Raw genomic sequence first — 19596 nt, 5'->3', positions numbered from 1 at the left:
ACAGCTGTCTGCACTACTACCCCGACATGTTGATTTAGCTTGCTACATCAATTCCCCCGACAGCTGTGTCACCCTTTCCAGTTTGCATAACTGATTGAGTGATTTAATAAAATTTTTCAACCAATTATGTAAATGGGTTACCAACATCACCGATTCAAACGTAAGTGAACCATAGGTAACTATACTCATTTTGATGTCTTCACTGCTTTGCGATGAAGGCTCAACGAAAGAGCAAATTGCTCCACAACTTTGCTTAGAATAACCGCTAGGACACCATTATGATTATCTCAGCTTCTACTGACTACCGCGCTGCCGCGAAAGCCAAGCTTCCCCCGTTTCTATTCCATTATATTGATGGCGGCTCTTACGACGAACGCACGCTGAAGCGTAATACTGACGATTTAGGTGATGTCGCTCTTCGCCAACGCGTCCTACGCGATATGACAGATTTGAGCCTCGAAACCGAGATCTTCGGTGAGAAACTGGCAATGCCAATCGCGCTAGCTCCTGTTGGTCTAACTGGTATGTACGCGCGCCGAGGCGAGGTGCAAGCAGCAAAAGCAGCCGAGAAAAAAGGCATCCCATTTACTATGTCGACTGTTTCGGTTTGTCCGATTGAAGAAGTCGCACCTGCAATTGAACGTCCAATGTGGTTCCAGCTTTACGTGCTTAAAGACCGTGGCTTTATGAAAAACGTACTTGAGCGTGCAAAAGCAGCAGGCGTAACAACGCTGGTGTTTACCGTTGATATGCCAGTTCCTGGCGCACGTTACCGTGACATGCACTCAGGTATGAGTGGCCCTAACGCGGCCATGCGTCGTGTATTCCAGGCGATGCGCCACCCAAGCTGGGCGCTGGATGTGGGTCTACTTGGTAAACCGCACGACTTAGGTAACATCTCAACTTATCGTGGCGAACCAACAAAGCTAGAAGATTACATCGGCTGGTTAGGCGCAAACTTCGACCCTTCTATCTCCTGGAAAGATCTTGAGTGGATTCGTGATTTTTGGGATGGCCCAATGGTTATCAAAGGCATTCTAGATGAAGAAGACGCGAAAGATGCGGTACGTTTCGGCGCAGATGGCATTGTGGTATCTAACCATGGTGGCCGTCAGTTAGATGGCGTACTTTCAAGTGCTAAAGCACTGCCAAGCATTGCGGATACGGTAAAAGGTGATCTTAAGATCTTCGTAGACTCTGGTATTCGTACTGGTCTTGATGTCGTTCGTATGCTCGCACTTGGTGCAGACTGTACGCTTCTTGGCCGTTCATTTGTGTACGCATTGGCAGCACAAGGCGGAGCAGGCGTTGAAAACCTACTGGATCTGTACGATAAAGAAATGCGTGTAGCAATGACGCTGACTGGCGCTAAGTCTATCGCGGATCTTTCACGCGATTCGCTAGTGAAAATCCCATAATCTTTGCAAGCGAGCAAAACAGAAACGAAAAAACGAGCCAACAGTGGCTCGTTTTTTATTGCTCTTCAACCCGATAATTTGACGAGCAAGCTAGCTAACTTGGTGGACGTACTCGATCACGACTTGGTTTCCGTCGATAAACACGTTACTGATATCGCCATCCACCGTCACACGATTTTGTAAATAAACGGTACCAGATGCAGATAGGTCACGCTCCGTCAAAGACGGAATCACCTGACCAGGACGTACATGTAGCTGCTCGCATAGCTGTTTTACAAAACCTAGCGTCAGTGGAGAATTACCACGTAACAAGCCAGAAAACTCGTGTAGACTCAAACCAAGGCGCTTCGCCATTTCCATTTGAGTGATGTGCATTTTGGCTTTTTGTGACATCCAGATGTCGTAGAGCGCGTTTCGATCCAGCTCTGTAAATTCCATATCTGCCTCCGCTAATTCAAGAGCCAATACACTCTCACACTTACTTAAGATAAATGTTAGCGATAAGTCAGAGAAGTTATAATTGATCGTCCAAATATCAACCCTCAATCATTGGTAGCGTACCTCTGAACATGCATGAGGCGGTCGCTCAACAGAACATTGAGGTGACTCTCTTGTCATCGGAAGGAAAAGTCCATCTCGGACGGTTTAGACATAAGTAAATGATTTAAAGGAAATCACTGGGGTGAAGGAGTAATATCTGCTACCTTTCCTTCCATGGTTCACTAGAAATAAGTTACATATGCCACAGTGGTTTACCGAATTACAAAGCTACATTGAAACGTCTCATCAAAATTGGAGTGGGAGCGTCCTTTTCATTACGCTCGCTAGCTTTATAGCTTGGATAGCTTGGCGACTGATCCGCTCTCGCCTCGCTGCGCTCGTAGAGAAAACGCCCTTCCACTGGGATGACATGTTGCTTGATGCGCTAAAAGCGCCAGTCAGTACACTCATTTGGTGTTGGCCAGCAACCGTCTCTATCGGCATCATATTAGAGAGCGAGCTCAACGATAAAATAAACTGGTTAAGTACGCTGAAACTGATTTTAATCATCAGCATCTTCGTATGGACCGTTATGCGGCTCATTACCAATGTTGAAGAGCATGTTCTCGAACAAAAGAACCGAGATGAAACAACAGTACAAGCGATAGCTAAGGTCGCGCGCCTGTTCTTTATTACCGTCGGAATTCTAACCGTAATGCAGGCATTTGGTCTGTCACTATCGGGCCTACTTACCTTCGGTGGTGTTGGTGGTTTGATCGTCGGTTTAGCGGCGAAGGATTTGCTGTCTAACTTTTTTGGAGGTCTTATGATCTACTTCGATCGTCCATTTAAAGTTGGCGATTGGATCCGTTCTCCAGACCGACAAATAGAGGGGACGGTAGAACGCATTGGCTGGCGTATGACCATTATCCGAACTTTCGATAAGCGTCCACTGTATGTGCCAAACTCAGTGTTTAGCAGCATTGTCGTAGAAAACCCATCTCGCATGCTGAACCGACGTATCTACGAAAAAATTGGACTTCGTTACGACGATGCTGAAAAAATGCCGCAAATTATCACCGCGGTAAAAGAAATGCTGAAAAATCACAAAGACATTGATGCACGCCAAACACTTATCGTCAACTTCGATACATTCGGTCCATCATCATTGCACTTCTTTATCTATACCTTTACTAAAACCGTGAATTGGGTGAGATACCATGAGGTTAAGCAGGACATACTGCTTAAGGTAATCAACATCATTAAAGAACACGATGCAGATATCGCGTTCCCTACTCAGACGCTTAAGCTTGATCCTATACAAATGGTAAAAGCGGAAGAGCAAGAAGATCACGGCTTCTAGTTCTCACCAATACCCAAATAATCAAGCCCGCTGTGTTTAAGCGGGCTTTTTATTTTTCTTCGCATGAAGTGGTTATTGTTGCGTTAACACTATACGTGCATTCAGCGGTTGGATTGGGCGATTGTTTTTCCCCATTACTTCCGAAAAAGATTTTATCTGCTCAGGAGAAATAGTTTGTGCTTCTTTCATCACGAACCAACGTACACCTTCAGAGCATGGCGGTGTCGTTAGTGAGCCGTTAAAGCGGTAGTAGTCTTTATCACTTGGGATAAGGGCATCAGCATCAAATGGAACCTTGATGGTAACATCTTGATCTTTAGTTGGAATGTTAGCTAGCATCTTAGCTAGATCTGGGTTCGCGTCACCCAGTTTAAAGAACACCGCGACAACAGCTAGATGACCTACTTTGTCGGCATGCACAAAGTGTGCTTCTAGAGGGTATTCTTTACCGTCCACATGGTTTTCAGATGGCGTATGGAAGTGGAACTGTTTCAACGTAAACTCTTTACCATCAATGGTGAGTGTGTTTTTACCTTCTAAACCAGTCTGTAAAGTGTGACCGTTGTTCAGCAGTGTGATTGCCTTACCTTCGTAGTCGAAATTCAATTTTTCTAGCTTCGCTTCGGTCGCCGATTCAATGTTGATTGGGCTCTGGTTTTGACCTTTTGCGCACTCAGATGCAAACTCACCCCAATGAGCTGGCCCATGGTTTCCCTCGTAGCCCCAGCTTGCTGCATAAGCTGTTCCTGTAAATACCAGTGCCAAACCTAGTGTTGTTAGTGACTTCTTCATCATTTTCCTTATTTCTGAAAGTTAAATTCCGTGAGAATAAAGCCATACTAATCTCACAAAATTAAGCAGTGACAGAGTGAAAACTATGATTACAAAAGATTTTTGGAATAGAAGCCTCTAATGATGTAATTGACATGATGCTCAAAATTGAACGTCAACGATTATTGAATCGGTGTAAGTACCTGCAGGAGGGGTCGTTTGGCTGGTTAGTATCTGCGCGCGATAATTATAATTCTGTGGAGTGATACCATCCGGAATGGAGCCGCCAGTATCGACGTCACCGTGTTCACGACGTTCAGAACTGGTGCCTCCCCAGCGCTCCATCGTTGATGACTTATAGATTTCATACTCCAAATAGTGACCACTAGAAATCATTCGCCGCTGACCGCCGGACGCATTTAGGCCGTCATTCAAGCCAATGGAGAAGGAACTATTCTTGGTACAAGTTAACGATATAACCTGACTGACTGGTTCAAAACCGGCCACTAATGGGGACGAACCAAAATCAATATCTGGCGCTGTGATCATACAATCAGGGGTCACTTGCAACTCAACCGTAATCACGCTTTGAGCGCTGCCATTGGCGCGGCCAATGCATACCCCTAGAACCCCGATACCCTTACAGTAATCCCAAATCCAGGATACGGTGATTTGGTCTTTATAAGTCCCAGCGGAAAGATTACTACCCACTCCCGTCCGAGCATAGAGCGGAAACTCGGCTTGAGTGCCAAACAACCCGAGTAAATCGAGTAACCCGATTTCAAAAAAATTGTAAGTTTGGCCGAATACATACTCTTGTGAAAGCCCTGGATCGCCAAAAATCTGATAGCTGAGCTCCGAACTCGGATCATCCTCATTTAATAGCAAACCATTATTTATACTGTTAAACGTTGCTGATACGTAGTCGCCACTTAACAAAGACACAAGTGTAGAAAAGTCACACGTAATCCCCGCATGAGGCTGAGCTGAGCTTTGCTGCTGAGAGCTTGAAACAGTAAACGAAGAAACATTGCCAAACAAGATTAAAGGTGCTGCCGCCGTGAGCTGACAAGCCATTGTCGAGCACGAGAAAAAGAGAAGTAGGCTAGCAAACCAGCTGCGCAAAATCATAGTGCGGTCTCTTCTTCGGCTTTGATACAAACCTGCTCAGGCAATGTTTGTATTTTTTGACTGTCACGCTGATACAACCCCTCAATAAACACTTTACATGGCGACTGTCCTTGAGGATAAAACTGAATATAGCGGCCTGGGTCAACGCCTTCAAAGTACGTAAAACCATCCCAACCAATTTGGCTTGTTAAGCCCGTTTCTGAGCGGCCATATGTACCAATCGGAAGGAACAAATGATTTTCGTCTACCACCGTCATGCTCAGTGCAATTTGTAGCTCTATTGGGAACTCTAACAGGTAGCCGTAGCCCGAATGTATCGAAGCAAACTGCTCTGTTGCAGAAAACGCAGCATTGGCAGGTAAATTAAGTGGATCGATTTCATATTTGGCGGTGTAATACGCCGTAGCCCAAGGAACAAGTAAGTAACCTTCATCATCTGTCACTCCGACAATTTGATTTTCATATTTAACCGGAATACCTTCAAAACCACTGGTGCTCACCACAGCGAAGCTGTCATACACTTCATTCGCTGGGAATATTTCTCCATCCAACGTAGAGACCGAACCTGCCATTTCCGCAAAATAATCATAGTCGCCACTGGTGCCATTTAACCCCGCTCTGAACTGCGCCCATGACGCACGGTAGGTCAAATCAGCCTGTTTACGGTTTTCTGGGTGTTCGTTAATATCATGCGCTAAATTGACGCCCCATCCACCTCGTATTGGCGCAAGGCGGCTGTAACCCACTCGCCCTCGCACATCGCCATCATCCTCTCTTTTCAGCGTTAGCCCCGAACTTCCCCCCAAAGAACTGAAAGGTAGAGAGAATTGCGCCAACGTAACACTCTGACCACCAATACTATGGTTGTAAGACAGGGACATATTGATATTAAAAGGCAGAGCGTAGCTATAAGTAAGATTTAGGGTACGTGAATCTGAGTCGGATTGTTGAATATCAAAGTACCCACCAGAAAGTGAGCCCCAATCTCCCAAACGGACTCCCATATTGATTTGTGATAGATGGCGCGACGCGAGTGAAGCGTCCTTGCCGTCATCGAGCATTTCGTAATTTGGTAAATGAGATAAGGTATAAAAGTCGGCTTGTTCTACTTGAGTTCGAGCAGCGAAGCTAAACCGCCGAGACTGATAACTATAACCTAGCGCATATGAGGTAGATTGATCCTGAAAATTACTCACACGAAACGAGGCATCCACCGTACCTAAATTGACAGCATTGGTGACAAAGCCCAGCCCCGCAACGATCAGGTCATCTTTTGCTTCGGCTTGAGCTTCTAATGTTAACCAATCAGTCATGCCATGACGCAGAGCGGTAACCACGCCACCGTCTCCATAGTCGTTAGATGCATTACCGAAATTTTCTCTGATCGCACCAATACTCGCACTGTAAGATGTAAATCCGGTCTTGAGTAGATCGGAAGAGAGAAAAAATGGGCTGGTCATGACCGTTTGCTTACCTTGAGCATCCGTTGCAATTACCGTTGCTTCCCCAGCACCAGAGAGCATTGGAATATCGTTAATAATGAAAGGACCGGGCCCAACATTCATTGAGTCAGTTTTAAAGCCATTGATAAACAAATCTAACGTAGTGGGCGCTGTGACCTCACCGTAAAATGCAGGTAACGGCGTCGTCACGACATCCGGACGCATAGAGAAATCATGCGACAACTGAATACCCGCCAGTCTTACTGGTTGGCTCCAAGATAAAGGGCGAACAATATAGTCCCCTACCTCTATACGAATTCGCTTCTCTTGATTGACGTACTCGTAACTCGTATCAAAACGAGTGTACTGGCTGCTTTGCTGGGACTGAACATCGCGATGAAAGTTAGATTTAAATATCCCGGTAGTAGAAAAAACGCCAAACTCAGAAAAGGCTCTGACTTCATGATTGATAGAAACCTCCTTTTGTCGGCTTTCGTTCTCGTACACACCAAATACGTTGTAGTTAAGCAGGCCACCACGCCCAAACTGAGCCGGGGAAAATCGCCCCATATCCTGCGCTGATAAATTCTGCATCGGTAACCAATTAGGCGGTACGTCAATTGCGAGTTGCAATGACGATTGCAAGTAACGCACGTTAACACCTGGGATAGACGTAACCTCAAGTCTCTCTTCGGTTCCAGGCAACGACTTGGCGGTAACCCCAACTGAAATGAGGTCCTCCCGGAGCAAAAAGAACTGATCGCCAACTCGCTCAACTTTCGCAACAAGCCCGGTTGCTCTTTGATTGATCACCAACTCCAGATTGAGGCTAATATTCTCAAACTTTTCTAATGAGAAATTTTCAGGACTCGGTAGCTCAGAGAAGTGGTTTGCTGAATTTGCACAAAGACCAATACTGCTCCACGTTACGCTAAGTAATACCAACCAAAAGAAAGCATTCATTGTATTAAATCTATTCATTATTGCTTCAATGGTATTTGGTAACGTTTACCTCCAATATTCGCGCTCAAACTCAAGGGTCTGACATTACTATGGGGAATAGACCAAACCTTATACTGTTCAGGAAGAATATAGCCAGCTAGTCCATCGGAAATAACGACAGGATCTTTATTTGGTAGGTTCAATTGTAAATTCACTAAGCGAACATGGTGTTTTCCTGAATTTTTAATGTGAACAAAACGCTGATTATTTTTCTTAATAAACTGTGCCTGTAAATCACCCCATAATTCACTGTCACGGTTTGGTTTTTGAGTATCAGTCAGCCCTTTCCCGTAAATAAACAAAGGTATCGAGTAACGCATTCGGACTTTTACAGCGAGTTCATTTTCCGTCAATTCTGTTTGAGGGTTTTGAGTTGGCGGTAATTCATCTATGATCACTCGGTATGCATACTCCTTACCTGCAGAGGCCTCATCTTGGTTGATGATGCGGATTAACTGCTTTTCACCTGGTTCAATTTTGACAAACGGAGGGGTTGCAATTAACTGGCTTTGACTTGAATAACTATCTTCTCCTTCGTTTTGTTCCCACTTAAAAATTCTCACCTGTAAATAAGAATCAACACTGCCTTTATTTACCATCCAAAGTGATGTTGCATTACTCTCCTCTGATATTTTGGGGTAAATTGGCCAAATTAATAATGAGTTAGCGTTGGCATTTGAGAAAAAAACAAAAAGGAAGGCTATTAATAATAGTTTTTTGAGTATGAATTCCATTTCACCCCTCCAAAGTTCACTTACCACTCTAATGTCAGCGTAAGCGTATCCATATAAATTCCAGCCATTTCATTCCCATTTATTGTCGCCTTTGCCCAGATAGGAAACTGAATATTATCTGGGTCTTGGTCAGTATCGACGGAATATTGCGTGTCAATATCAAGCACCTGCGTGTAATTTAGATCCTGGAACAAAAAGTAATCTACCGTTGTCGCTTCTTCACTGTGCTTTAGCTTACGTACACCATCCGATGCATTCATCCCGCCATTTACGGAAACATTCATCGTAATACCCGGAGTACAGCTTAATGTGAGTGATGAACTGTAAGTGATGCTGCCTTGTACTTCCGTCGCGTAAACTGAAGAATGCTCACCAAAATCTAACGTGCCTATTTGCCCGGCTTGGGTTGCGCTTTCTTCTTGTACTGCGCCGTTAATCAAACAACCTGTATCTACGGTGGCAGACACCTGAAAAGTTTGTGTCGCATCAGCCAGCACAGTTAAAGAGCACAAACTCATCGCGACAAGTGAAAAGCCCCTAACAACCAGCGTCACGTTTTACCAGCTTAGCGTCACACTGATGGTATCGGAGTATGTGCCGGCAATGCTGCTCGTACCGTAAGCTTTCGCAAAAAGCTCAATAGTTTGCGATGTTGCACTAGTAAATTCAGACAGAGCTACCGTCCCACCTTGTATAATTTGTGTGCTTCGGTCTGAGTCGGTAAACAACGTATAATCAATAAATTGCGCGCCATTTGACATCGCGTAGGTACCAACGGTCGCACTTGCATCATACAATCCGGTGCCCAATGTAAACGTCGGTGTCACACCGTTACTACAAAGCACTTCAATACCCGTCGCACTACCACCATTTACCACACCATCTTGTTCACTGAAGATTGCAGGCACGTCTCCAAAGGCAAGTGAGCCAAAGCCAACGCCAGAAGCTGCATCTACCGCATTATTTCCATTAATCACACAACCTTGTACAAGGTTAATTGAAACATCAATCGTACCGCTCACTGACGCTCCATTCGCTTGCCAACTAAATGAGGTTAAGAGCAGAGGCATCATCAGATAAAATCTTTTCATATAAAGCTCCATTTTTACATTCCACTGTATATCGGTAACCTTTTTATTAGTTATAGCTCAATTATGACAAACCAAATGCATATAAAATGTAAAACAATAAAAAGAAGCAGGATAAGGATAAAGACGAACGGAAAATAAAAACATTAAACTTAAAAATGACGATTTTTAAGCATGTAATGCTAAAAAATAACCACTAAAAACAAATGGTTATTATCTTATTCCAAATACAGAATCGACAATGAGTTAGAAGGTAGGGTGAAGTTGAGTGGAAAAAATCTAAAAAAAGTAGCAGAACGATACGAGAAGTTTAGAAAAGATTGGCGACCATTTCTTCCCGAAACAAAAATCTTCATGAAACAAAAATGCGCCCCAAAAAGGAGCGCATTTCTTACTTGAATAAGTTATTCCCAATCAAGAATAACTTTGCCTGACATACCGCTGCGCATTACGTCGAAGCCTTCTTGGAAATCGTCAATCTTGTAGTGGTGCGTGATGATTGGCGATAGATCCAGACCAGATTGGATCAGTGAAGCCATCTTGTACCAAGTTTCGAACATTTCACGGCCGTAGATACCTTTGATCACCAAGCCTTTGAAGATAACTTGGTTCCAGTCGATACCCATGTCTGATGGTGGAATACCTAGTAGTGCAATACGACCACCGTGGTTCATTGTGGTTAGCATTGAGTTGAATGCTGCTGGGTTACCAGACATTTCTAGACCTACATCGAAGCCTTCTGTCATGCCTAGCTCAGCCATTACGTCTTCTAGCTTCTCTTCTGCAACGTTTACTGCGCGTGTTACGCCCATCTTACGAGCAAGTTCTAGACGGTATTCGTTCACGTCTGTGATCACTACGTGGCGAGCACCAACGTGTTTTGCTACTGCAGCTGCCATGATACCGATTGGGCCAGCACCTGTGATAAGCACGTCTTCGCCTACTAGGTCGAAAGAAAGCGCGGTGTGTACTGCGTTACCAAACGGGTCAAAGATAGACGCTAGATCGTCAGAGATGCCTTCAGGGATCTTGAACGCGTTGAACGCTGGGATCACTAGGTATTCTGCGAATGCACCTTCGCGGTTAACGCCCACACCAATCGTGTTACGACATAGGTGAGTACGGCCGCCACGACAGTTACGACAATGACCACACGTGATGTGACCTTCGCCAGATACGCGGTCACCGATTTCAAAGCCACGGACTTCCTGACCAATCGCAACCACTTCACCCACGTATTCGTGACCGACAACCATAGGCACTGGAATGGTTTTTTGTGACCATTCGTCCCAGTTATAGATGTGTACGTCTGTACCACAGATAGCGGTTTTCTTAATTTTGATCAGAATATCGTTATGGCCGACTTCAGGTTTATCAACCTCAGTCATCCAGATGCCTTCTTCAGGCTTTAGCTTTGATAATGCTTTAATTTTCATAATGTAACCTTAATTAAAGGCCCTATTGTCTAAGGCCTAGAATCTTAAATAAGACCCATGTCCTTACCAACTTGGATGAACGCGTCGATTGCACGGTCTAGTTGCTCGCGAGAGTGCGCCGCAGACATTTGAGTACGGATACGTGCTTGACCTTTTGGTACTACAGGGAATGAGAAGCCGATTACGTAGATGCCTTTCTCCAGCGCACGCTCTGCAAATTCTGCTGCTACTTTTGCGTCGCCAAGCATGATTGGGATGATTGCGTGGTCAGCACCACCCATTGTGAAACCAGCGTCCTCCATACGAGTACGGAAGTGTGCTGCGTTTTCCCATAGACGATCACGTAGGTCACCGCTCTCTTCTAGTAGATCTAGAACGCGGATAGAAGCGCTTACGATTGCTGGTGCAACAGAGTTAGAGAATAGGTATGGACGAGAACGCTGACGTAGCCAGTCAATCACTTCCGCTTTACCAGATGTGTAACCGCCTGAAGCGCCGCCCATTGCTTTGCCTAGCGTACCAGTGATGATGTCGATACGGTCAACCACGTTGTGGTGCTCGTGCGTACCTGCACCTGTTTTGCCCATGAAGCCAACAGCGTGAGAGTCATCAACCATAGTCAATGCGCCGTACTTCTCTGCTAGGTCACAGATAACCGGAAGGTTTGCTACTACGCCGTCCATTGAGAACACACCGTCCGTTACGATAAGAATGTGGCGAGCACCTGCTTCTTTCGCAGCGATCAGTTGTTGCTCTAGCTCTTCCATGTTGTTGTTTGAGTAGCGGAAACGCATCGCTTTACATAGACGAACACCATCGATGATTGACGCGTGGTTTAAAGCGTCAGAGATGATTGCGTCTTCTTTGCCTAGAATAGTTTCAAATAGGCCCGCGTTTGCGTCGAAACATGATGTGTAAAGAATCGTATCTTCTTTACCTAGGAACTTAGAAAGCTTCTGCTCAAGCTCTTTGTGGATGTCTTGCGTACCACAGATAAAACGTACTGAAGCCATACCAAAGCCGTGCTCGTCCATGCCTGCTTTACCCGCTTCGATAAGTGCCGGGTGGTTAGCAAGACCAAGGTAGTTGTTCGCACAGAAGTTTAGTACTTCTTCACCAGTAGAGATTTTAACAGCCGCTTGCTGTTGAGACGTAATGACACGCTCTGATTTGTAAAGGCCTTCCGCCTTTACTTCTTCGATTTGCTGCTGAATCTGTTGGTAGAATGCAGAAGACATTTGAAATTCCTTCCTAGTTATTTTGGCGAGTATTTACTCGTTTAGAATTAGGCTTAGCCTTTATGTGACGGGCGTCACGGGCTATCACTCATCAATTAATTGTAGTGTAATTCAAGGAAGGAGGAAGGATTATACCTTAAGGTGGAAAAGCATTAATGAATCCTAGGCATAAATTCAATTAATGCTTTTCTATGAGGTTGTTATAAAAGGAATTATAGCCAGGTAGGCTTAGCCAAAAGTGCTTCAAAGTCCTTAGCAGGTAATGGTCGGCTATAGTGGAAACCTTGTCCGAACTCACAGTTTAGGTTTTTCAGGTAATCCACATGACGCTGTTCTTCGATGCCTTCTGCGACGATCTTAAGATCCAGCGCTTTCGCCATTGCTATGATTACGTTCACAAGCTCGCGGTCTGAGTCGTTCTCGAACATATTTTGCATAAAGCTACGATCAATCTTTAAGCGGTCGAACGGAAACTTCTGCAAGTAACTCAGCGCAGAATAACCAGTACCAAAATCATCAATAGTAAGTTTGGTGCCTAACGCTCGTAAGTTATTAAGCATGTCTAATAGCTCAGAATCGTGATTGAAGAGGAGACTTTCTGTCACTTCAATATCGAACTTATCTGACGGAAGACCAGACTCCTCAAGGCTGTGTTTAATAAACGTAAGTAAGCGCTCGCAATACCTAAATTGAACACTAGAAAAGTTTACAGAAACAAACAACGGAGTCAGACTTTGCCATTGTGCCGCTTGTCGACACGCTTGTTGAATAGCAAACTCACCAATTTGATGAATTAAACCATTTTTCTCTGCAATAGAGATAAACTCTTCAGGGTTTACGAATCCGTACTTGTCATCATTCCAACGCATTAGCGCTTCTGCCCCTACGATTTTACCACTACTCAGCTCAATAATTGGCTGATAATACAGTTCTAACAACTGATTGGAGATCGCACTTCTCAGACGATTTTCCAGATCCAAATAGCGTTGCAAATCTTGGTTCATATTATGGTTATAAAAACAAAAGCCATCACGCCCATCTTGTTTCGCCCGATACATTGCCATATCTGCACATGCAAGAAGCTGCTCAGCGTTGTCTCCGTCATCCGGGAACACAGACATTCCGACGCTACTACTCAAGAAGAATTCATGGTTGTTCCAAACAAACGGATCGTTAAACGCCGAAAGTACACTTGAAGCAACTCGCTTTGCAGTATCATTATCAGGCAAATCAGGGATGACGAGTAAAAACTCATCCCCACCAATTCTCGCCAATAAGTCTGTTTTTCTTGCGACTTGATACAGTCGCTGAGCACTGAGTTTAAGGATTTCATCCCCAACAAAGTGTCCCATTGAATCGTTAATCTGCTTAAAGTGGTCTAAGTCGATGAACATCACCAAAACTTTAGACCCACTACGCGATGCCCTAATTAACTCCAAAGCCAATCGCTCGGAACCATAACTACGATTAGGTAAATTGGTTAATGTGTCATATTTAGCTTGGAAGGCGAGTTCTTTTTCAGACGCTTTTCGACGTTCAATTTCGTTCGTTAATTTTTTATTCTGTTTAGAAAGAATATCTTTACGCTTTTTTTCTTCCTCAAGCTTAATTTTCAATTCAATCCTATTATTGTTCGTGATGAATGCATAACATAAAGCAATGACGATCATAACGGCGAGAATACTCAAACCAATAATAAAGAGCCGTGATGTAAATATATCTCGTTCACTCAAAGGCTCGAACCACGCCATCAATTTGAAGTGATGTTTATCCACAGGCACTTCAAAGTAAATTTTTCCGTCTATAGCCTCAGAAACGAAATAGTTCTCATCCTTATTGTGAGAAGGTGTTTTATTTATGGTATCCCATACAACCATTTCCACGTCTTTTATTTTTAGCACCATTCGGCTATAACTATCTTCATGTTCTTGGTTAGTAAGTTGGTCAATAACAATATTCTTATTAAGATCGGCAATTAAAAAGGCAACAGGCTTTCCGGAGAACTTAACTTGCTTAATGACTTGAATGCGAACGTCATCATTGTATCGCGTCGCACAAACCTCTTCGGGATGCCCGTGTTGAGTCATTAAGGTTTGTATGTCCATTTTGTGCTCGGCAAGGTTTTCAGATCCAGTGGTGACAATGGTGACTCCATCACTGCCTACCAGCGTGAGCTTCTTATAGATTTGGCTGCTATTAATTAGCTTACTGTCTATCTTCTCATCGAAGCGACGCTTTAAATTAATTAAACTTGCACCTAACCCATACTCCATTGACATGCCAGAAGCTAAATTACCAAAGAATGTTTGTATTGTTTTATCTGTAGCTAGATTATCAACATCTTCACTCGCTATGGTAAATAAATTATCGAGTGTGCTTGCATAACTTTTTACTTTTAAATCTAGTTCTCTGTATTGAGATTCTTTTAACTTATTTTGACCTACGCTAGTCACAGTAATAAGCATAGCTAAGTAAATTGAAACTAATATTGCGCTTATTGTAATAAATCTTTTACTGGAAAATTTTTTAACGGCCTTATTCATCGGACTTTCTTTTTATCTTCTATAAAGTAATCGTTATAAAAGTAGTAAATAGATGGATAGTATTTTTTTACTAGTTTTTCGTATGAACCGTCTTTTTTTATCGAGTCTAAATAACGATCAAATGCTTTGCGTAATTCAGGGGAATTTTTACGGAATGCAACAGCCATTTTTTGATTTTCAGATATAGGGCCAATGACTTTTATTTCACCCGGCCATTTTTCGAGGGCAATTAGCGTATCCGCAACATCTAATAATGTGCTTTCCGCATCATTTTTCATTATCGCTGGAACCATCTCATTAAGGAGACGCGCCCCATCAGGTAATATAACTTTTGCACCTGTGTCATATAAGTCATAAAGGTTAGGATCCAAGCAAGAATGTTCTAAAGCTAACACTTCGCGACCATCGATCAGCTGCTTGACGTTTTTAACATCTTCATCGACTGACCCACTTGGTTTAATCGGGCTCAGACTAGAGTCGGATCTGGAAACCAACCATACACCTGAAGGAAAATAATCTTGTGAAAAATCGACAACCTCAGAACGCCAATCAAGAATAGTAACGCCATTTGCGATCAAATCGCCTTCAATTGGAACACTTTCTCCGACAACAGCCTGCTTGTTGTGATATTGCACATTTTGCCCTGTCAACTTACCAACCACGTCGCTCCACTGTGCTGGAACATACTGGTACTGAACACCTAACGACTTGGCAAAACCTTTTATTATCTCTACATCCAAGCCAGTCAAAGTTTCCACTTCACCTTGTTCAATATAGGAGACAAAGTTAGCGTACGGGACACCAATGTGACGCAGTACACCGCGTTCACGGATTTGTTGTAAATCGTCTGACCAAGCGGCAGACGACGCAACAGAGGTAACCATGAGCGCCACCGTCGCTAAAGTTCTTTTGAATGTTATGACTGACATAATAATATCCTTACCTTTCACAAAGCGCCCAATAATGGGCGCTTGAGTGATAAACAACGATGTTAGAACGACGAGTAATACAAATTCGTCATCGCCACTACGAGCCCTTCCACATCTTGTTCGTCATGGAACAAATGCGTAGAGATACGCAGCGCGTAAGTATCAAAGTCATCATCCTTATGCAGCTTAAAGCTAGTCGTACGGATGATGTAACCATACTCTTCACGTAAACGATCTCGGAATTCCGTCAGTATCTCTTCATTAGTTACATCGGAGAACGGGTTAACCGTCGTTAAGCCACTGGTTAAGCCTTCCACGTTTGGTGAATACATTTTGGCTTGTGGCAAGTACTCTTGAAGCAAGGTTTTACATAAACTACCAAGGCTTACAACTCGCTCTTCGATACGGTCTCGACCAATCTCATCCCACATTTTGCAACTATCAACTAGTGCTTGTTTCGCAGGATAGTTATCGTTACCAATGTATTGCATTTGCAGCTGTTTACCTAGGTAATCAGCATGAGAAAGTGAGGAGTTGATCAACCATAACGGGTTCTCTCGGTCACTCCAATACTCATTCAAACGGTTACCGTTATCACGAACATACAGAATACCTGTCGCGCCCGGACCACACTGCCACTTATGACCAGATCCTGCATAGAAATCACAATCCATATCGTGGAAATCAAGGTCAAACATACCGACCGTATGCGCGCCATCAACAAGAGTAGGTACACCATACTCTTTTGCTAAAGCACAAATGGCTTTTGCTGGTAGCGCGGTTCCTGTTTTGTATGTGATATGAGAGAAAACAATTAGGCGAACGTTTTGATTCGCATCAAGCGCGTCTCGGAACGCTTGAATGTAATCTTGCTCAGAAACGTTTTCGGTACCAGTAAATACTGGTAGTTGAATTTCTACCACATCCACACCAAAACGATGTTTCGCTACGTTCATAGGTGATGTTGCAGCAATATGTTCATGGTGTGTCGTTAGAATCACATCACCTGGTTCAAAGTGTAAGCCATTAATGATCGAGCATAAGCCATCAGTAGTGTTGCGGCTGAGAATGATCTCTTCTGGGTTAGCACCAAAACCTGGCGCGACGTCTTTAACCATCTCTGAAACATAAGGCCAAGAGCCAAATTTGCCTTTCATATCCCAAGGGTATTTAGCCACCAGCTTGTTGTTATGCTCGTAATCTTCAAGAACATGTTTTGGCATTGAACCTGTTGTACCAATGTTCATGTAAGTGGTTCGTTTGTCCAAAACGAACTGTCTTCGCACTTTACGCCAGAAGCGCTTATCGTGTTTTCTACCTAGCCCGCGGCTGCTCCAATCAATTTTCTGTTCTCGTGCTTGAGCTACGCCTGAGAAAGCGGAAGCACTCACACCAGCAACAACAGCTCCTGTTGCGCCTTTCAGAAAATTACGGCGGCTGCTATTAGTCTGAATAGATTCCTTGTCTTTCATCTTTTTCAATCCTTGTCGGAAATTAGCCATATTATTAATTTTAAGTGCGTAACTATCTGTTACTAAAACATTATTACCCATTACAATCAGAGTTTAATTTTTTCCTCTGCCATTAAGTGACTTTAGTTCCAATTTTTTATCTTATTTGATGATATAAGCAACAGTTTGACCACAAATCTATAAACAACAATGTTCACATTAATATATTCGTTAATTTGATTATTCTTTATTGCGGACAATTCCACCAAATTCTTTATAAAACAATTATGAGCTTTGTTATAAAGTCATTAAAAATTTAACTTTGCGTTAATTTAAAAATATTCAGGCTATTTTAAGATTGGCGTCTATTCTTTTTATATCTTAACGATCTCAACATGTTAAGACTAAATAAAAGAAAGCTGATTTCGGATCGAGATATCAGTTTAAGACCATAAAGTGATACACATCACTCTATGACATAAACTCACCGCTCAACATACATAAGTAAAACAGGTTTTCACTAATATGTGCTTGAGCGTACACCCTAAAAGAAGGAGGTCCCATGTTAAAAGGATTGCTATGCATTTCAGTTGCATCCGCTCTTGTCGCCGCACCTAACGTGCTAGCAAAAACGGTAGAAATGACTGCTCTCAACACCAATGAGAGTGCGGGTACCATTGAGATTTCACAAAGTGATTTTGGCGTTGTTTTTACGCCTCAATTATCAGGTTTGTCAGCAGGTGTGCACGGTTTCCATGTTCACACTAATCCATCTTGCGATAGCATAGAAAAGGATGACAAAACCGTATTAGGCGGCGCAGCAGGTGGCCATTATGATCCTAACAACACAGGGAAGCATGGCTATCCTTGGACCGATGACAATCATTTAGGCGACTTGCCTCCACTCTATGTGGACATGGACGGCAATGCCAATCAGCCCGTTGTCGCGCCTCGCCTAAAATTATCGGATTTAAAAGGTCGAGCGTTAATGATCCATGCTGGTGGTGACAATCACTCCGATCACCCAAGTAAGCTAGGTGGTGGCGGCGCTCGCGTCGTATGTGGTGTTATTGAATAAACATTAACTTATGTCTCACACTTCTCTTTAGATTGCGAGAAGTGTGAACTTCTGTTGATACTGAGAGGATGTCGCATTGGTCTCAAGGTAGCTGTGGTGAAGCATTAAGATCGATTGGACAATCTTCGTCCCGATCCCCAAAGAACCGCCCTCCGCTTCTTCCTCAATGTGATTGACGAAGGTAAAGTGGATACGCGACTTATCCTCACTCAAATGCGCTTGGCAATGCACTTCTGAGCCGATTGGGCTGTGGCGCAATGCATTTTCAAGCAGGTTCAATACCAACCGCTCTAAGAGTCCTTTATCACCCACGGTTTGGATTTCACTATCGATATCCACTTTCAACACCACTTCTTTACGAGAAAACTGGCTCTGCATCGTTTCAGCACATTCTGCCATCAACGCTCCCAAATCCACGGGGCGGTACTCGTAGTTTGGCATTGGTGCTTCTTTGCGCGCGGCGTCTAATAAAGAATGCAGTTGAGTTGAGAGCTTCTCACAATTTCGGAAAGCGACGTCAATCAAAGGATCGGATTCCGGATGTTGCAAACGCCAGGTTTCCAAATAGCCCAGCACGCTCGATAACGGCGTTTTTAAATCATGACTAAGCTGCAACAAGCTTTGACGACGATGAGACGATTGATACTCCAACTGTAAAAATTGCTGCTGAATATGCTTCGCCATCATCTGATAAGAGTGCGCAATCGGTACGAGCTCCGGCACTTGGTGAGTAAAATCAGGTTGCAGGCGGAAATCATGTTCAGCTTGCTGTTGAAGTTGTTTGGTCACACGCTCAATCGGGTTCAACAGACTACGTTTGACCAGCACATAAGCCCCAAGAGCAAAACCTAAAATGGATACTAAGACCAATCCTGCCAGCGCGATATAAGGAGTATCGACTTGAGCATTGGCAATGGCGTCATGTCGGGTACTGCCAATCACCACGTAGAGATAACCGACCGTAGAGCCTAATTCCTCTATCGCCGCAACAGAAAAGACTTTGTGCTCACCACGATTACGTGGGTCTTCACCCAAAATAGGAAAGGGTTGGTCATTTAAGAATTGCTTAATGGGATTGAGATCCACCTTACCCATGATCTCCGCCCCTTCTGGTGCTGCATGGGTGGTGATATTGCCTTGGCTATCGAGGAAGTAGATTTCAAAATCAGGGCCGATCAGCATGAGCGTGTGAAAGATCGACTTGAGTGCTTTAGGGTTGTAATCCGTGCCGATCATTAGCGGATTATCGTCACGCATATGGCTAGCTAGCTCTTTATGCAGGCTTTGCTTAGTGCGTAACTCAATGGTTTCTTTTTGCCAATTGTAAGTCAGTGCAATCACCACCGCCGCGAGGCAGAACCACAAGCTAGTAAATACTACCAAGCGAGATTTGAAGCTCATCCTATCGCCTCCTTAAACAGCGGTGTTTTTGAAACACCCGTGATGATTAAAAAATGACGGTGAAAACAACTGCCGACTTACTGTTGGCTTG

General features: G+C 43.7%; 16 protein-coding genes. 3 read left to right on the top strand and 13 right to left on the bottom strand.

The window, feature by feature from the left end; translation table 11 throughout:
* Positions 1–278 precede the first annotated feature (278 nt).
* The gene (gene lldD / locus J4N40_RS23645) at positions 279–1418 is read left to right on the top strand and encodes an FMN-dependent L-lactate dehydrogenase LldD (protein ID WP_115386802.1); all 1140 of its coding nucleotides are present in this window, start codon (positions 279–281) and stop codon (positions 1416–1418) included.
* 90 nt (positions 1419–1508) lie between these two features.
* Here the strand turns inward: lldD and J4N40_RS23640 are convergent, their stop codons facing one another.
* Positions 1509–1856 carry a helix-turn-helix domain-containing protein gene (locus J4N40_RS23640; protein ID WP_005375109.1) on the bottom strand — a complete coding sequence of 116 codons (348 nt, stop codon included), beginning with the start codon at positions 1854–1856 and terminating at the stop codon, positions 1509–1511.
* Between the two features lie 301 nt (positions 1857–2157).
* Between J4N40_RS23640 and J4N40_RS23635 the strand changes: the two genes are divergently transcribed.
* Positions 2158–3261: a mechanosensitive ion channel family protein gene (locus tag J4N40_RS23635; RefSeq protein ID WP_005375107.1), complete on the top strand. Its 1104-nt coding sequence runs from the start codon at positions 2158–2160 to the stop codon at positions 3259–3261.
* A gap of 72 nt (positions 3262–3333) precedes the next feature.
* On the opposite strand, the gene J4N40_RS23630 is transcribed toward J4N40_RS23635, so the two are convergent.
* From J4N40_RS23630 to J4N40_RS23580, 11 genes are all read right to left on the bottom strand, one after another.
* Complete coding sequence (locus J4N40_RS23630) at positions 3334–4053, bottom strand: carbonic anhydrase (protein ID WP_115386803.1); 720 nt, start codon at positions 4051–4053, stop codon at positions 3334–3336.
* 141 nt (positions 4054–4194) lie between these two features.
* A complete protein-coding gene (locus tag J4N40_RS23625; protein WP_115386804.1) occupies positions 4195–5163 on the bottom strand; it encodes a Csu type fimbrial protein in 969 nt (322 codons plus the stop codon).
* Positions 5160–7586: a fimbria/pilus outer membrane usher protein gene (locus J4N40_RS23620; RefSeq protein ID WP_372051726.1), complete on the bottom strand. Its 2427-nt coding sequence runs from the start codon at positions 7584–7586 to the stop codon at positions 5160–5162. Before J4N40_RS23620 ends, J4N40_RS23625 begins: the two co-directional genes overlap by 4 nt.
* Entirely contained in the window at positions 7586–8341 is a 756-nt protein-coding gene (locus J4N40_RS23615; protein WP_064369625.1) for a fimbrial biogenesis chaperone, read from the bottom strand. Before J4N40_RS23615 ends, J4N40_RS23620 begins: the two co-directional genes overlap by 1 nt.
* Before the next feature lie 20 nt (positions 8342–8361).
* Positions 8362–8895 carry a Csu type fimbrial protein gene (locus tag J4N40_RS23610; protein WP_005375102.1) on the bottom strand — a complete coding sequence of 178 codons (534 nt, stop codon included), beginning with the start codon at positions 8893–8895 and terminating at the stop codon, positions 8362–8364.
* Between the two features lie 3 nt (positions 8896–8898).
* Complete coding sequence (locus J4N40_RS23605; protein ID WP_017635494.1) at positions 8899–9432, bottom strand: Csu type fimbrial protein; 534 nt, start codon at positions 9430–9432, stop codon at positions 8899–8901.
* Positions 9433–9833: 401 nt separating this feature from the next.
* Entirely contained in the window at positions 9834–10865 is a 1032-nt protein-coding gene (gene tdh, locus J4N40_RS23600) for an L-threonine 3-dehydrogenase (protein WP_005383983.1), read from the bottom strand.
* 44 nt (positions 10866–10909) lie between these two features.
* Positions 10910–12103, bottom strand: coding sequence for a glycine C-acetyltransferase (locus tag J4N40_RS23595; RefSeq protein ID WP_115386805.1), 1194 nt, complete (start codon positions 12101–12103; stop codon positions 10910–10912).
* 212 nt (positions 12104–12315) lie between these two features.
* Positions 12316–14646, bottom strand: coding sequence for a putative bifunctional diguanylate cyclase/phosphodiesterase (locus J4N40_RS23590; protein WP_064354925.1), 2331 nt, complete (start codon positions 14644–14646; stop codon positions 12316–12318).
* Positions 14643–15575 (bottom strand): transporter substrate-binding domain-containing protein, encoded by a 933-nt coding sequence (locus J4N40_RS23585; RefSeq protein ID WP_005375093.1) that lies wholly within the window; start codon positions 15573–15575, stop codon positions 14643–14645. Before J4N40_RS23585 ends, J4N40_RS23590 begins: the two co-directional genes overlap by 4 nt.
* A gap of 62 nt (positions 15576–15637) precedes the next feature.
* The gene (locus J4N40_RS23580) at positions 15638–17047 is read right to left on the bottom strand and encodes an aminotransferase class V-fold PLP-dependent enzyme (protein ID WP_005375092.1); all 1410 of its coding nucleotides are present in this window, start codon (positions 17045–17047) and stop codon (positions 15638–15640) included.
* Positions 17048–17588: 541 nt separating this feature from the next.
* Between J4N40_RS23580 and J4N40_RS23575 the strand changes: the two genes are divergently transcribed.
* Positions 17589–18104, top strand: coding sequence for a superoxide dismutase family protein (locus J4N40_RS23575; protein WP_115386807.1), 516 nt, complete (start codon positions 17589–17591; stop codon positions 18102–18104).
* Between the two features lie 27 nt (positions 18105–18131).
* Here the strand turns inward: J4N40_RS23575 and J4N40_RS23570 are convergent, their stop codons facing one another.
* Positions 18132–19505 carry a sensor histidine kinase gene (locus tag J4N40_RS23570; protein WP_005383993.1) on the bottom strand — a complete coding sequence of 458 codons (1374 nt, stop codon included), beginning with the start codon at positions 19503–19505 and terminating at the stop codon, positions 18132–18134.
* Between the last annotated feature and the right edge of the window lie 91 nt (positions 19506–19596).

It is taken from the genome of Vibrio sp. SCSIO 43097 (assembly GCF_023650755.1).
Classification (GTDB): Bacteria; Pseudomonadota; Gammaproteobacteria; order Enterobacterales; family Vibrionaceae; genus Vibrio; species Vibrio alginolyticus.
This window is presented reverse-complemented; position numbering and strand designations above follow the sequence as displayed.

What these genes read in the sequence shown, in the direction of transcription:
- lldD (WP_115386802.1), top strand. Translation starts at nt 279, where the DNA reads ATGATTATCTCAGCTTCTACTGACTACCGCGCTGCCGCGAAAGCCAAG.
- J4N40_RS23640 (WP_005375109.1), bottom strand. Translation starts at nt 1,856, where the DNA reads ATGGAATTTACAGAGCTGGATCGAAACGCGCTCTACGACATCTGGATG.
- J4N40_RS23635 (WP_005375107.1), top strand. Translation starts at nt 2,158, where the DNA reads ATGCCACAGTGGTTTACCGAATTACAAAGCTACATTGAAACGTCTCAT.
- J4N40_RS23630 (WP_115386803.1), bottom strand. Translation starts at nt 4,053, where the DNA reads ATGAAGAAGTCACTAACAACACTAGGTTTGGCACTGGTATTTACAGGA.
- J4N40_RS23625 (WP_115386804.1), bottom strand. Translation starts at nt 5,163, where the DNA reads ATGATTTTGCGCAGCTGGTTTGCTAGCCTACTTCTCTTTTTCTCGTGC.
- J4N40_RS23620 (WP_372051726.1), bottom strand. Translation starts at nt 7,586, where the DNA reads ATGAATAGATTTAATACAATGAATGCTTTCTTTTGGTTGGTATTACTT.
- J4N40_RS23615 (WP_064369625.1), bottom strand. Translation starts at nt 8,341, where the DNA reads ATGGAATTCATACTCAAAAAACTATTATTAATAGCCTTCCTTTTTGTT.
- J4N40_RS23605 (WP_017635494.1), bottom strand. Translation starts at nt 9,432, where the DNA reads ATGAAAAGATTTTATCTGATGATGCCTCTGCTCTTAACCTCATTTAGT.
- tdh (WP_005383983.1), bottom strand. Translation starts at nt 10,865, where the DNA reads ATGAAAATTAAAGCATTATCAAAGCTAAAGCCTGAAGAAGGCATCTGG.
- J4N40_RS23595 (WP_115386805.1), bottom strand. Translation starts at nt 12,103, where the DNA reads ATGTCTTCTGCATTCTACCAACAGATTCAGCAGCAAATCGAAGAAGTA.
- J4N40_RS23590 (WP_064354925.1), bottom strand. Translation starts at nt 14,646, where the DNA reads ATGAATAAGGCCGTTAAAAAATTTTCCAGTAAAAGATTTATTACAATA.
- J4N40_RS23585 (WP_005375093.1), bottom strand. Translation starts at nt 15,575, where the DNA reads ATGTCAGTCATAACATTCAAAAGAACTTTAGCGACGGTGGCGCTCATG.
- J4N40_RS23580 (WP_005375092.1), bottom strand. Translation starts at nt 17,047, where the DNA reads ATGAAAGACAAGGAATCTATTCAGACTAATAGCAGCCGCCGTAATTTT.
- J4N40_RS23575 (WP_115386807.1), top strand. Translation starts at nt 17,589, where the DNA reads ATGTTAAAAGGATTGCTATGCATTTCAGTTGCATCCGCTCTTGTCGCC.
- J4N40_RS23570 (WP_005383993.1), bottom strand. Translation starts at nt 19,505, where the DNA reads ATGAGCTTCAAATCTCGCTTGGTAGTATTTACTAGCTTGTGGTTCTGC.